Source organism: Novosphingobium sp. SG720, from assembly GCF_012275365.1.
GTDB classification, from domain to species: domain Bacteria; phylum Pseudomonadota; class Alphaproteobacteria; order Sphingomonadales; family Sphingomonadaceae; genus Novosphingobium; species Novosphingobium rhizosphaerae.
Genome location: NZ_JAAZQN010000001.1, coordinates 635,896 through 649,169 on the forward strand (window position 1 = coordinate 635,896; position 13,274 = coordinate 649,169).

Consider the following 13,274-nt stretch of genomic DNA (forward strand, 5'->3'; position numbering starts at 1 on the left):
CCGGTGATGGCCAAGCGTCGGGCAAGACGATAAAGGCAGCGGCGTGACCGACCTGCCCATTCATGCCGTCTTGCCCGATCTGCTGGCTGCGCTGGCCAGCCAGCCCCCTGCCGCTTTTCCCAATGCCGTGCTGATCGCCCCGCCCGGCGCGGGCAAGACCACCACGGTGGCCACGGCGCTTTTGGGGCAGGATTGGTGCCGCGGCACGGTGATCCTGTTGTCTCCGCGCCGGGTGGCGGCGCGCGCCGCGGCCGAGCGCATGGCCGACCTGCTGGGCGAGGCGCCGGGCGAGACGGTCGGCTATCTCACTCGCCTGGACAGCAAGCGTTCGGCGCGCACCCGCGTGCTGGTGATGACCGAGGCGATTTTCGTCGCCACGATCCTGTCTGATCCCGAATTGACCGGCGTTTCCGCCGTGCTGTTCGACGAAGCGCACGAACGCCATCTCGATTCCGACCTGGGCCTCGCCTTGGCGCTGGAAGCGCAAGGCGTGCTGCGCGAGGATCTGCGCGTGGTGGTCATGTCTGCCACGTTGGATGGCGCGCGCTTTGCCGCGCTGATGGGCCGCGATACGCCGGTCATCGAAAGCGCGGGCAAGGCCCATCCCCTGCGCATCCGCTGGCTGGGCAGCAGCCCGCAACTGCGCACCGAACAGGCCATGGCCAACGCCATTGCCACGGCCTGGGCCGAGGAAACCGGTGATATCCTGGCGTTCCTGCCCGGCGTGCGTGACATTGACCGCACCGCCGATATCCTGGCTCAGCGCCTGCCCACTGCGCTGGTGCTGCCGCTGCACGGCCAGGTGGAACCGGCCGGCCAGCGCGCCGCGATCCGCCGCGATGCGCAGGGGCGCCGGCGCGTGGTCCTGGCCACGGCGATTGCCGAAACCTCGCTCACGCTCGATGGCGTGGCCGTGGTGGTCGATGCCGGCCTTTCGCGCCGGGCCGAGTTCGACAAAGTGGCCGGGGTGACGCGCCTGGTCACCACGCGCGCCAGCCAGGCCGCCGCCGCGCAGCGCGCCGGGCGCGCCGCGCGCCAGGGGCCGGGCGTGGCCTATCGCTTGTGGGAAGAAGCCGCGCACGCCGGCCGCGCGCCGTTCGATCCGCCCGAGATGCTTACGTCCGATCTGGCGCCGCTGGCACTGACGCTGGCGCAGTGGGGCGCGGGCGATCCGGCGGCGATGGCCTGGATCGATCCGCCGCCCGCCGCTGCCATGGCCACCGCGCAGGCCAGTTTGCAGGCGCTGGGCGCGCTGGACGAGGAACGGCGGATCACCGCCCACGGCCGGGCCATGGCGCACCTGCCGATGGAGCCGGCACTGGCGCACATGCTGATCTATGCGGCGCGCCATGGCGCGGCCGGCGACGCCGCGCGGCTGGCGCTGCTGTTGCAGGAACGTGGCCTGGGTGGCAGCGGCGAAGACCTGGCCCGGCGGTTCGACCGTTGGCAAGGCGATCGCAGCGGCCGTGCCGAAGCCTCGCGCAAGTTGGCGGCGCGCTGGGCCGGTCTGGCGGAGCGGGCGGCTTCGGGGAGCTTCGACAAGCTTAGCCCGAACGGACTTTCGGAAAGAAACAATCCCTCCACCCCCGTTCGTGCTGAGCCTGCCGAGGGCCGCCAGCGCAACGCCGGCCGGCCCCCGCTGGCCGTGCTCTTGGCCGAAGCCTTTCCCGATCGCATCGCCCGCGCGCGCAGTGCGAGTGGCGAGGAGTGGCTCGCTTCGGGCGGGCGGGGCTATCGCCTTGATCCGGCTTCGCCGCTGGCCACTGCGCGCTGGCTGGTGATCGGCGACGCACAAGGGGAGGCCAAGGGCGCGCGGATCATGAGCGCCCTTGCGCTCGATGAGGAGGATGTCACCACCTGGCTGGCCCATCGCATGGACCAGCGCCACACCCTGTCATGGAACGCCGCGGAAGGCCGGGTGGAAGCGCGGCTGGAGCGGCGCCTGGGCGCCATCGTGCTGGCGCGCGTGCCCGATCCGGTGCCCGATCCGGCAGCGGTGACGGCGCTTTTGCTCGATGTGGTGCGGCGCGAGGGGCTTTCCGCCCTGCCGCTGGGTGGCGCGGCGCAGGCGCTGCTGACGCGGGCGCGCTATGCCGGCCTGGCCGCGCTGGACGAAGCTGCGCTGCTCGCCGATCTGGATGCATGGCTCGCGCCGCTGCTCTCTGGGCGGCGCGATCTGGCGGTGGGCGCGGGCAAGCTGCACGAAGCGCTGGAGAACCGGCTGGACTGGAACGAGCGGCAGGCGCTCGACCGCCTTGCCCCTCCGCAATTCCGCTCGCCCGCAGGCACAACCCACGCGATCGATTATGGCCACGAAGGCGGCCCGGCGGTGGAACTGCGCGTGCAGGCGCTGTTCGGCCTCGACCGCCACCCCATGATCGGCCAGCCGCCGCGCCCACTGCTGCTCTCGCTCACTTCGCCTGCCGGGCGGCCGATCCAGACGACGGCCGATCTGCCCGCGTTCTGGCGCGGATCGTGGCGCGATGTGGTGAAAGACATGAAGGGCCGCTATCCGCGCCACCGCTGGCCCGACCAGCCCTGGGCCGAAGACCCCAGCCTGAAAACCCGCAACGCGTTCGAGGCGACACGCAAGAGTTGAGCCGGTGCGCCCGATGCACCGGTGGCCGTCGATTTTGCACTCTAGGCGCGCCGCCTGCCGTTTTGCAGGATGGCGCCGGCCACAACGGGAGCGCGCCATGGACACCGATCGCCAGCTGGGCATGGATTGCCCGATCAGCCGCCGCCAGTTCGTCAATGGCGTGGCCGTGGGCCTTGGAGCGTTGAGCGTCGGGCCACTGGGCCTGCCAGCATCCGCCGCAGAAGTTCCGCTGGCGGCCTATCCCCCGGCGCGCACCGGCATGCGCGGATCGCACCCCGGCGCGTTCGAGGCAGCTCATGCCCTGCGCGATGGCACGCTCAAGCTGGCCGATGCGCAGGATACCGGTGAGGACTATGACCTGGTGATCGTGGGTGGCGGTCTTTCGGGCCTGTCCGCTGCGCACTTCTTTCACCAGCGGATGGGGGCGGGGATGAAAGTCCTGATCCTCGACAACCACGATGATTTCGGTGGCCATGCCAAGCGCAACGAATTCACCGTCAACGGCCGCCAGCTGGTGGTCAACGGCGGAACGCTCAACATCGAAAGCCCGTCGCGCTACAACCGCTGGGCCCAAGGCGTGCTGGACGATCTGGGCGTGGACCTGGCCCGCTTTCGCGCCGCCAACACGGCGGAGGCGGGGCTCTACCAGAAACTGGGCCTCAAGCACGCCTGGGGGTTCGACAAGGAAACCTTCGGGGCCGATCGCGTGGTGCCCTCGGCCGCAAGTGGCTGGCACGGCCCGGATGCGGCCACGGTGGCGGCGGCGCCGCTTTCTGCCGCGGCCAAGGCAGGCCTTACCCGGTTGCTGGCAACAGACCAGCCCGATTACCTGCCCGGCATGGACCGCGCGGCCAAGCTCGATTGGCTGGCGCGCCATTCGTTTCGCCAGTTCCTGATCGAGAAAGTGGGGCTGGACCCGCAGGCCGAATGGTTTTTCAGCCAGATGGGCTGCGCCAGCTTCTGCGTGGGATCAGATGCCACCCCGGCGCTCTATGCCTGGGTCCAGGGCTATCCCGGCTTTTCCGGCATGGGCCTGGGCGCCGTGCCGGATCAGCTTTTTGCCGATCTGCCCGGCGGCCAGCACGGGCGGCAGCGCGAAGGCGATCTTTCGGTGCACTTTCCCGATGGCAACGCCACGGTTGCGCGCTTGCTGGTCAGCCGCCTGGTGCCCGCCAGCACCACCGCGCGCACGCAGGAGGACATGGGCACCGCAGTGTTCGACTATGCCGCGCTGGACCGGCCCGGCCAGCCCACGCGCATTCGCCTGTCCAGCATCGTCGTCAACGTGGCGCACCTGGGCGATCCGGCGAGGGCCGGCGAAGTGGCGGTGCGCTACATGGCCGGGGGCACCTTGCGCCAGGTGCGCGGCGCGGCGGTGATCCTGGCCAGCTGGAACATGATGATTCCCTACCTGATGCCCGAATTGCCCGAGGCGCAAAAAGCCGCACTGCATTACGCGGTGAAAGGCCCGCTGGTTTACACCAGCGTCGCGCTGACCAACTGGCGCGCCATGGCCAGGCTGGGCGTGTCGCGCTTTACCACGCCGAACATGTTCCACCAGGACGTGGGCCTGACCGAGGCGGTGAGCCTGGGCGGATTGAAGCATGCCGCCAATCCCGATGAACCGGTGGTGCTGCACCTGGCGAAATACATGACACGCCCGGGCTTGCCCCGTCAGGACCAGCATCGCCTGGGCCGGGCAGACCTGCTCGCGCTCAGCTTTGCCGATTTCGAGCGCGAGACCCGTGCGCAACTGGTGCGTCTGCTCGGTCCCGGCGGCTTTGACCCACGGCGCGACATTGCCGCGGTCACGGTCAATCGCTGGCCGCACGGCTATGCCTATACCTACAACTCGATCACCGATCCGGTGGAGTGGGTCTATTCCGAAAGCCCCACGCGCCCCTGCGTGATCGCGCGCCAGCCGTTCGGCCTGGTCAGCATTGCCAACAGCGATGCTGCGGCCAGCCCGCACACCGATGCCGCGATGCTGGAAGCGCACCGCGCGGTCCAGGAAGTGATCGCGCGGCGCACTTATCCCTTCGTGCCGCGTCGGGTCTCCTGACGATCAGCTTTCCTGGGCTTGCGGCTCGGTGATGATGCGGTCGCGCGCGGCGCGCATGTCGCCCCCTTCGATCTGGAGAGTCAGCCGCTCCTTGTCGCGCGCGCGGTACATGTCTTCGGCGCGGGTGATGATTTCCTCGCTCACCCCGGTTTCGGCCAGCGCCAGGCGAGCCATTTTTACTGCCGATTCCATCACTTCGCGAATCACCCACTTGGCCGGGGAGCCGCGCAGGCGCACCACGGCGCGCCGATCGAATGCGCGCACGAAGATTGCCGCCTGGGGGAAGGCATGCTGTACGGCTTCCAGCGCCGCGGCATCCATCTGGTCCCCATCCATGCAGAACAGGATCAGCGCGGCTTCATCGGCCCCGGCCTGGCGCAGCAGGTCGAGCCGGGTGCCATCGCCGAAATAGACCTTGGCGCCAAAGCCGCCGGCGATGTCGATCATTTCCACGTCGGTGTCGATCAGCGTGACCGTCAGCCCACTGGCGTTGAGCATCTGCGCCACGGTCTGGCCAAAGCGGCCATAGCCCACGATCAGCGCATTGGCCGCGTCGCCAGTCGGTCCCTGGCGCTCGCTTTTCACGGCGCGCGGATCGGCGCGCAGCGGCTTGGTCAGGGCCATCAGGAACGGCGTGGTGGCCATCGACAGCGTGACGATGGCGCCGAACAGGCTGGCGGCCTCGGGCGCGATCAGTTGCGCATGCTGCGCCTGGGCAAACAGCACGAAGCCGAATTCGCCGCCCTGGCTCAACAGCAGGCCCAGCGCCAGCGCCCCGCGCCAGGCCATGCGGAATGCCAGGCCAATGCCCATGATCACCCCGGTCTTCACCGCCACCAGCGCCAGGGCCATGCCCATCACGAACAGCGGGCGTTCGGCAATGGCATGAAGATCGAGCATCATGCCCACGGCCAGGAAGAACAGGCCGAGCAGGATGGAGCGGAACGGCTCCACATCGGCTTCCAGTTCGTGGCGATAGGGGCTGTCGGCCAGCATGACCCCGGCGATGAACGCGCCCAGCGCCGTCGAAAGCCCGAGCGCCTCCATCACCGCGGCCGAAGCCATGACCGTGAACAGCGCGGCGACCACGAACATCTCGCGCTCGCCCAGGTTGCCGATCAGGCGGAACAGCGGCCGGATGAGATAGCGCCCGGCCAGGATCAGGCCAGCGATGGCCAGCACGGTGTAGAGCGCGAGCTGCCATCCCGGCGGGCCATTGGCGTCGGCCGGGTTGCGGCTCAATGCCGCGATCAGGGTGATCATCGGGATGATCGACAGGTCCTGGAACAGCAGGATGGCAAAAGTGCGCTCGCCAAACGGGGTGCGCAACCGGCCCGAGGCCTGGAGCATCGGCAGCACCTGCGCAGTGGACGACAGCGCCAGCGGCAGGCCCAGGGCAATCGCCGCCGTCAGGCTGAAATCGGTGCCGAAGTTGATCACCGCGGCGATCGCCGCGCCGCACAGCACCACCTGCAACAGGCCCAGGCCCAGAATGTCGCGCTTCATCCGCCACAGGCGCGTGGGGTTCAGTTCCAGGCCCACCAGGAATAGCAGCAACGTGATGCCCAGTTCGGCGATGCCCAGCTTCTGCTCCGCCTCGCCCACCAGGCCCAGCACTTGCGGCCCCACCACCGCGCCCGCCACGAGATAGCCCAGCGTGGCCCCCAGCCCGGCGCGGCGAAACGCCAGCACAAAGACCATGGCAAAGCCAAGCAGCAGAAATCCATCATGAAGCATTGAGGGGGGCTGGTTCATGCCCCCTGCCTCGCGCGTGGGGGGCGGGGCGTCAAGAGGCCCGAGGTATGGGGCCAAAGCCGCGGCATTTGTCGGGGCGGGCCGTTGCCACCGGCAAATTGCGCGGTACTGTTGTGGCATTCGGGGGAAATCGCGCGATTTTTGCTGCAACGGACCATGCCGGATTCACACGGCGGGGCGGAGCGACCACGGCGGGGAAGGGGACACCCGGTGTTGATCGACGATATTTACGAGGCCGCGTTCGATGCCGCGCACTGTGGCACGATGCTGGAAAGATTGGCGGAACTGGTTGGGGCCGACAGCGCGTTCATCGCCTGGCATGATACCCGCAAGTCCGCCCATTTCCGCGCGCATTGGGGCGATGATCCGCACTGGCAGCAGCGCTATGTGGAGGAATTCGTCCACCATGACATCCTGCGCCCGGTGCTGGCCGCGCAGCCCGAAGGCATGCTGGGCACCGTGGCCGAAAAGCTGGACGATCCCGATATCCGGGCGAGCTATTTCTACACCGGCTATATCGCGCCGCAGGGCATTGTGGACAACATGGCCTGCAACCTGATCAAGCAGCCGACCGTGCACGGCATCGTGGCGTTCATGCGCCGTGCGCCGCGGCCGCGCTTTGGATCGGAAGAGGTGGCGGCGATGCGGCCCCTGGTGCCGCATCTGCGCCGCGCGGTGCTGATCCAGAGCCAGTTGATCGCCGCCGCCAACGTGGCCGAGGCGCACCGGCAGATCGCGCAATCGAGCCGCGCGCACATCGTGCTGCTGAGCAGGACGCTCGACGTGGCCGATGCCGATCCGCGCGTGGCCGCGATGCTGGGCCTGCGCGTGGGCCAGCCCTTGCGCGCTTCCACCCATGGCCGGGCGTTGGCCACCGCCGTGGCCGATGGCCAGCCGCTGGTGGTAACGCTGGTGGATGACGACGGCACCATGCAGCACTTGCTGTGCGAACCGCAGGCGCTTGGCAATGATCCGTTCGGCGATCTGGCCTTGCCCGATCGGCCCGCCCATGCCCTGCACGTTTCCGAAGTGGAGCGGCCCCACGCCATCGCTTACGACGCCATCGCCACGCTCTATCAGTTGACTCCCACCGAACAGCGCGTGCTGCGCGCCATGCTCGACCATGGCGATGCGGCGGGGCTCAGCGCGGCGCTGGGCATGGGCCGGGCCACCGTGCGCACCCATCTCCACAATGTCTATGCCAAGACTGGCACCGCCGGTTTCAGCGCGCTGTGCAACCTGGCGCACCGGTTTTCCCGCGCCGTTCTGCCGCGCGGGGACGACCTAAACAGATGATGGATGTTGGTTGCGTAATGTTGCGATAACCCACGGGAACAGGGGCACGGAGCCGGATGGTGGTGGCCCCCGGTGCCGGGCTGAACGGGCCCTGGCGCGGATTTTCGCAACGTGGGGGATTTATCGTCATGCAACGATCCATCGGGCATGCGGCCTTGGCCGTGGCCATTGTCACATCGGCCAGCGGGGCTGCTACGGCGGCCAGGGCGCGTGAAGTGTTGGTGGGTGCCGATCTGCTGGCCGGCGCCGTGCGCGACCGCAGTGGCAATCCCGATCGCAACGGTTTTTCTGGCGGTGCGCTGCCCAGCGTGCAGGTGCGGGGCGATGCCTGGCTGCTTCAGGGCGATGGCGTGGTGTTCAGCCATGCCGGTGAAGGGCAGTTCGGTGGCGGGGCACACTTGGGCGCGCGGCTGGGCGAAGGGGGCTATCTCGGCGTCTATGGCTCGGCCGTCTCGTTCCATCGTGCCCGAACCACCAGCGTGGGGCGGATCGGGGCGGAAGCGCGCTTGGCGCGCGGGCCGTTCACCCTGGCCGCGATTGCCGGCTATGAAAAGATCGGCAGTGCCCAGATGCTGGTGGCCACCACTTCCACAGACAGGGTCTATGACCGCTATGGGCACGATGGCCGGTTCTTCAGCATTGCCGATCTGCGCTATGCCCCCGGCGATCGTTTCGCCGTCGCGGCGGGCCACCGCTATATCGGTGGGCGCCATGCTGCCGCGCTGGGCGCGCAAGTGGGCCTGGGCCGCCATGTGGCGCTGGTGTTCGAGGGGCGCCTGGGCGAAGGCGACTATCGCGGCGTGCTGGGCGGATTGCGCGTGCGTTTCGGCGGCGGCACGGTGAACAACGGGCTGCTGGAAAACCGTCTGGTCGAAGACTTGTTCGCGCCGGGCAACAGCCGCCGCCAGTTGCTCGATCCGCTGCCGCCGCCCGACAATGGCGGGGGATGCGGCACCTGTGGGGGCTATTGCGAGCAGTGAAGCGCGCGGGCGCAGCGTGGCGGGGATGAGCCCACGCATTCTCCTGGCATGGGAAGGGGGTGCCGGGCGCGGCCACGTCGTCACGCTGGGGCGCGTGGCGCGGGCCATGGCCGGCCTGGCGCAGTGCGATGCCGCGCTGGGGTGGATGACCCACGCGGAGGAAATCGCGCCGTGGTGCACGCAGGTGTTCCCCGGCGTGGCGCTGCCCTATGACCGGGCGGGGCGGGCGGCGCGGGGGGCGCCGCCCAATGCCACCTGGGCCGATTATCTCCATGATTGCGGGCTTGGCGATGGCGCGCGCCTGAAAGCCAACGTGGCCTGGTGGCTCGATACCATGGCGCGCCGCGCCATCGACCTGGTGGTGGGCGACTATGCCCCCTGCGCGCTGTTGGCGGCGCGCATCGCGGGCATTCCGGCGCTGGCCATCGGCACGGGATACGGCATTCCGCCGCCCGGCCTGCACCGGTTCCCGGTGTTCCTGCCCGATTATGCCGTGCGTGAGGCCGACGAGGCGGCGATGGTTGCCACGGTGAACGCAGCGCTTGGCCCGCTGGGTTTGCCGCGCCTGCACCACCTGCCGGAAATCTATGCGGGATCGGGCGCCATCGTGCGGTCTTTGCCGTTCCTCGATCCCTATGCATCAGCGCGCGAACCCGACGCCTATCTGCCCCCGGTCGCCAGCTATGTGCCGCCGGGCGCGGCCGGTGCGGGCACGCGGGTGTTCTGCTATCTTTCCACCACCGAACTGGCCCATGCGGGGTTGGTAGAGGCGCTGATCGGCTGCGGGCTGCCGCTGCTGTGCTATCTGCCCGGTGCCGATCCGGCCATCGTGGCGCAATTGCGCGCTGCGGGGGCGGAGGTGGCCGATGGGCCGGTGCCGGTGGCCACCATTGCCGCTTCGGCGAGGCTGATGCTCAACAGCGGGCAGCATGGCACGGTGTGCATGGGGCTGGGCGCGGGCCTCCCGCAAGTGTGCATTCCCCAGCATCTCGAGCAGCTCCATGTCGCCCGGCGCCTTGCCGAAACCGGGGCCGCGCGCGTGATTGCCCCGCGCCATGCCCCGGCCGAAGTGATCATCTCCACCTTGCACGCCGCCTGGAATGACCAGGCCATGGCCCGGCGCGCCCGCGAACTGGCGGCAGACCTGGCGCCCGTGCTGGCGCAGGACGATGGCCCGTTGCTGCGCCCGCGGCTCATGCCCTGGCTGCCCACGGCGGCGCGCGGCTGACTTGTCTGCTGGCGCCGTCGCGGCCGGGCTGCGAGTCAGTCCAGGCGATGGAACGTGGTGGTTTCCAGCCTGGGCATCGCAGTGCCGGCCCAGACGATGGTTTCGGTCATCGTCCGGCCGTCCTTGGCCACGGCATAGACACGGGTGGAAACCGGCGTGCCGTTCTTGCCCAGGGTCATCACCAGGGTGTTGGGCGCGGGCTGGCGCAGCGATACGCTGTCGATGAAAGCCATGTTGCCGCTGATCGGCACGGGCACGCCATCGAGCGCGGCGGTCGATTCCGCGTGCTGGGTGCTGCCATCGGGCGTCACGATGTCCACCACGGTGGTCCAGGTCTTGTCGGCCGCAGGGCGGAACGCCATGGTCACCTGGCGGGGCCGCTCCTGCTCGGGGATGCGCGCCACGTCGAGCGACCAGCGCCCGGCCAGCGGCAATGGACGGGGCGTGGCGGCGGCCATGGCCCGCTCGCGGTGCAGGGGGGATGAAGGGGCAGGGCCGGCGCGATCCACGGTGGCCGCCAACAGGCTGGCAGCGGCAACGGACAGGGCGAGAAGCATGGCAAGCATTCCTTTCGACGAAGCGCGCCCCGTCGATGGGGCGGCCGCCTTGTCGTGCGCAGGATTGCCCGGTGCCGAAAGATCAGGAAACCTGTCCCGATTTTCCTGTGGGGCGCCGGCAACCACGGCATCCTTGTGCGCACCCACCAGCCGCGCCAGCTCGCGGCTGCTGCCCACCCCGGTCTTGCGCCGCGCCTCGCGCAGCCGCTCGTTGATCGAGGCTTCGCTGCGGTCCAGCAGCGCCGCGATGGACTTGATCGTATGCCCCGCCGTCAGCAGGCGCAGGATTTCCAGTTCCTTGTCGCTGAGCGTCGCCAGCGCGGCAGGTGGGCGTTCCGGGGCCGACATGCCGTCTGGATCACCACAAGGCGCGCCGGGCGTCCATCCCAAATTTCTTGGGCCCACATTTGCCTGGCAGGATGCAAAGGCGCTGGCATGGAAAGGGGGGAATGGTGCCGGCTACAGGATTCGAACCCGTGGCCCCCTGATTACAAATCAGGTGCTCTACCAACTGAGCTAAGCCGGCGCTGGGCCATGCGCATAGCCTCAAGTGGCCCCGAACGTCCAGCCCTCGGTGCGGGCAATTTCCGGGGTCAGCCCGGCCGGATGCCACAGCGCGGGATCGTGGGCGACCTGGCGCAGCCACGCGGCGGTGATCAGGGCGTCGCTCTGGTGGTCGTCGATCGGGCCGGCTTGGCGCGCGGGCGTACTGCGCAGCGCTTCGAGCGCCAGATCGAGCGCGGCGCCATCGCGGATTTTCGAGCGGCTGGCGAGGCGGCCGGCGGCCATGGCGGCGATGGTGGTATAGATTTCGCAAACCACGCTGCCGCGTTCGGGCAGGGGATCGATCGGCCATACGGCAAGGTTTCCCTCCAGCCGGTGCAGCAGGCGCATGCCCGAGAGGCTCGACTTGCCCACCTGCGCTGCGCCGACGAGGTTGAAATTGCTGGTGGGCTTGCAGCCCATCGCTTCCTGCGCGTGCTCGGTCACGCGCAGGCGGCCGCGCCCGGCGCGAAACAGATCGCCGCAGCGGCCGCCGTGGCGGCGGAAATGGCGGGAAGGCTCGGTGGCATCGACGAAGGCGTTGACGCCCAGGTGGGGTTCATCGGCGCAGAGGCGATCGACCATGGACCACAGCGCGCGGGCGTCGGGCGGGCTTTCCGGCCAGCCAGGAAAGAACGCGCCGCAATCGGCAAAGGGCAACGACTGGCCCAGGTCCATACCCACCAGGCTGTCGGGCGGCAGGTGATGCAGCAGCCATTCGAGCACTTCGCCGCGCGACCAGCGGTGGCCGGGGCGCACCAGCACGGGGGCTTCCGGGCCGCGCGCGCACTGCGCCAGCGCGATGCCCTTGTGCCGCTCGCCGGCCGCGCCCGACCAGTCGATCGCCACGAAATGGGCAAAGCGGTTCATTCTTCCGTTTGGCCCACCTCGGCCCGGCGCTCGCGCCGCTTGCGCTCCCACCAATCCAGTCGCTTGGCGATCTCGCGCTCAAACCCGCGCTCCACCGGGCGGTAGAAATCCTGGGCGCGCATTTCTTCGGGCCAATAGTCCGCGCCGGAAAAGCCATCCTGCGCATCGTGGTCATAGGCATAGCCCTTGCCATAACCGATGTCCTTCATCAGCTTGGTCGGCGCGTTGAGAATGTGGGCAGGCGGGCTGAGCGAGCCGGTCTCGCGCGCGGATTTCCACGCCGCCTTCATCGCGGCATAGGCGGCGTTGGATTTGGGCGCCGTGGCGCAATAGAGGCAGGCCTGCACGATCGCCAGTTCGCCTTCGGGCGAGCCGAGGAATTCATAGGCATCCTTGGCGGCCAGACACTGCACAAGCGCCTGGGGATCGGCCAGACCGATATCCTCGCTGGCAAAGCGCACCAGGCGGCGCAGCACGTAAAGTGGTTCCTCGCCAGCCACCAGCATCCGCGCCATCCAATAGAGCGCGGCCTGCGGATCGGACCCGCGCAGAGATTTGTGCAGGGCGGAAATGAGGTTGTAATGCCCGTCGCGGTCCTTGTCATAGACCGCCACGCGCCGCATCAGGAACTTGCCCAGGCCTTCGGGATCGAGCGGCGCAGGCAGATCGACATCGAGCAGCGTTTCCACCTGGTTGAGCAGGAAGCGCCCATCGCCATCGGCCGATGCGATCAGCGCCTCGCGCGCAGGCGGGGTGAGCGGCAGGGCCAGGCCGGTCTCTTCCTCTGCCCGGCGCAGCAATTCGCCCAGCGCTGCCGCATCGAGACGGTGGAGGATCAACACTTGCGCGCGGCTGAGCAGCGCGGCGTTGAGCGCGAAGCTGGGGTTTTCGGTGGTGGCACCGACCAGCGTGATCGTGCCGTTTTCCACCACGGGCAGGAAGCCATCCTGCTGGGCGCGGTTGAAGCGATGGATCTCGTCCACGAACAACAGCGTGCGCCGGCCGGTGAGCGCCATCGCCTCTGCCTCGGCAAACAGTTTCTTGAGATCGGCGACGCCGGAAAAGATCGCGCTGATCGCGATGAAGCGCATGCCTACCGCATCGGCCAGCAGCCGCGCGATCGAGGTCTTGCCCGTGCCGGGCGGCCCCCAGAGGATCATCGAGGACAGCTTGCCCGCTGCCACCATGCGGCCGATCGCGCCATCCGGGCCGGTAAGGTGGCCCTGGCCGATCACCTGGTCGAGCGCGGCCGGGCGCAGCCGATCGGCCAGCGGGCCATGTTCCAGCGGCTGCGGGCGCGGGGTTTCCTGCGGAGTGGGGGCAAACAGATCGGCCATCTTTCACCGAGATAGGGGGCCGCGCAGAAAATTTCTCGAAAAATTTT

General features: G+C 68.8%; 9 protein-coding genes and 1 tRNA gene. 5 read left to right on the forward strand and 5 right to left on the reverse strand.

What is annotated here, in order from left to right; genetic code table 11:
* The first annotated feature begins 43 nt into the window (after window positions 1-43).
* Window positions 44-2,599 (forward strand): ATP-dependent helicase HrpB, encoded by a 2,556-nt coding sequence (gene hrpB, locus FHW94_RS02975; protein WP_168554279.1) that lies wholly within the window; start codon window positions 44-46, stop codon window positions 2,597-2,599.
* A 97-nt stretch (window positions 2,600-2,696) separates the two neighbouring features.
* The gene (locus tag FHW94_RS02980; protein ID WP_246865858.1) at window positions 2,697-4,661 is read left to right on the forward strand and encodes an FAD/NAD(P)-binding protein; all 1,965 of its coding nucleotides are present in this window, start codon (window positions 2,697-2,699) and stop codon (window positions 4,659-4,661) included.
* Window positions 4,662-4,664: 3 nt separating this feature from the next.
* On the opposite strand, the gene FHW94_RS02985 is transcribed toward FHW94_RS02980, so the two are convergent.
* Entirely contained in the window at window positions 4,665-6,416 is a 1,752-nt protein-coding gene (locus FHW94_RS02985; RefSeq protein ID WP_168554280.1) for a cation:proton antiporter, read from the reverse strand.
* Window positions 6,417-6,629: 213 nt separating this feature from the next.
* On the opposite strand from FHW94_RS02985, the gene FHW94_RS02990 reads away from it, so the two are divergent.
* The 3 genes from FHW94_RS02990 to FHW94_RS03000 all read left to right on the forward strand — a co-directional run bounded on the left by FHW94_RS02990 (window position 6,630) and on the right by FHW94_RS03000 (window position 9,920).
* Window positions 6,630-7,712, forward strand: a complete 1,083-nt coding sequence (locus FHW94_RS02990; RefSeq protein WP_168554281.1) for a hypothetical protein — start codon at window positions 6,630-6,632, stop codon at window positions 7,710-7,712.
* 128 nt (window positions 7,713-7,840) lie between these two features.
* Entirely contained in the window at window positions 7,841-8,692 is an 852-nt protein-coding gene (locus FHW94_RS02995) for a hypothetical protein (RefSeq protein WP_168554282.1), read from the forward strand.
* Window positions 8,670-9,920 carry a nucleotide disphospho-sugar-binding domain-containing protein gene (locus tag FHW94_RS03000; RefSeq protein WP_168554283.1) on the forward strand — a complete coding sequence of 417 codons (1,251 nt, stop codon included), beginning with the start codon at window positions 8,670-8,672 and terminating at the stop codon, window positions 9,918-9,920. Before FHW94_RS02995 ends, FHW94_RS03000 begins: the two co-directional genes overlap by 23 nt.
* Window positions 9,921-9,955: 35 nt before the next feature.
* Here FHW94_RS03000 and FHW94_RS03005 read toward each other — a convergent pair whose 3' ends face one another.
* The 4 genes from FHW94_RS03005 to FHW94_RS03020 form a co-directional block, all read right to left on the reverse strand.
* Window positions 9,956-10,825 (reverse strand): helix-turn-helix transcriptional regulator, encoded by an 870-nt coding sequence (locus FHW94_RS03005; protein ID WP_168554284.1) that lies wholly within the window; start codon window positions 10,823-10,825, stop codon window positions 9,956-9,958.
* A gap of 102 nt (window positions 10,826-10,927) precedes the next feature.
* Window positions 10,928-11,003: transfer RNA gene (locus FHW94_RS03010), tRNA-Thr, on the reverse strand.
* A 20-nt stretch (window positions 11,004-11,023) separates the two neighbouring features.
* Window positions 11,024-11,890, reverse strand: coding sequence for a hypothetical protein (locus FHW94_RS03015; RefSeq protein WP_168554285.1), 867 nt, complete (start codon window positions 11,888-11,890; stop codon window positions 11,024-11,026).
* Window positions 11,887-13,227: a replication-associated recombination protein A gene (locus FHW94_RS03020; protein ID WP_168554286.1), complete on the reverse strand. Its 1,341-nt coding sequence runs from the start codon at window positions 13,225-13,227 to the stop codon at window positions 11,887-11,889. Before FHW94_RS03020 ends, FHW94_RS03015 begins: the two co-directional genes overlap by 4 nt.
* Window positions 13,228-13,274: the final 47 nt, after the last annotated feature.

Coding starts and splice junctions, on each gene's coding strand:
- FHW94_RS03005 (WP_168554284.1), bottom strand. CDS start 10,825: ATGTCGGCCCCGGAACGCCCACCTGCCGCGCTGGCGACGCTCAGCGAC.
- FHW94_RS03015 (WP_168554285.1), bottom strand. CDS start 11,890: ATGAACCGCTTTGCCCATTTCGTGGCGATCGACTGGTCGGGCGCGGCC.
- FHW94_RS02980 (WP_246865858.1), top strand. CDS start 2,697: ATGGACACCGATCGCCAGCTGGGCATGGATTGCCCGATCAGCCGCCGC.
- FHW94_RS03020 (WP_168554286.1), bottom strand. CDS start 13,227: ATGGCCGATCTGTTTGCCCCCACTCCGCAGGAAACCCCGCGCCCGCAG.
- FHW94_RS02995 (WP_168554282.1), top strand. CDS start 7,841: ATGCAACGATCCATCGGGCATGCGGCCTTGGCCGTGGCCATTGTCACA.
- FHW94_RS02985 (WP_168554280.1), bottom strand. CDS start 6,416: ATGAACCAGCCCCCCTCAATGCTTCATGATGGATTTCTGCTGCTTGGC.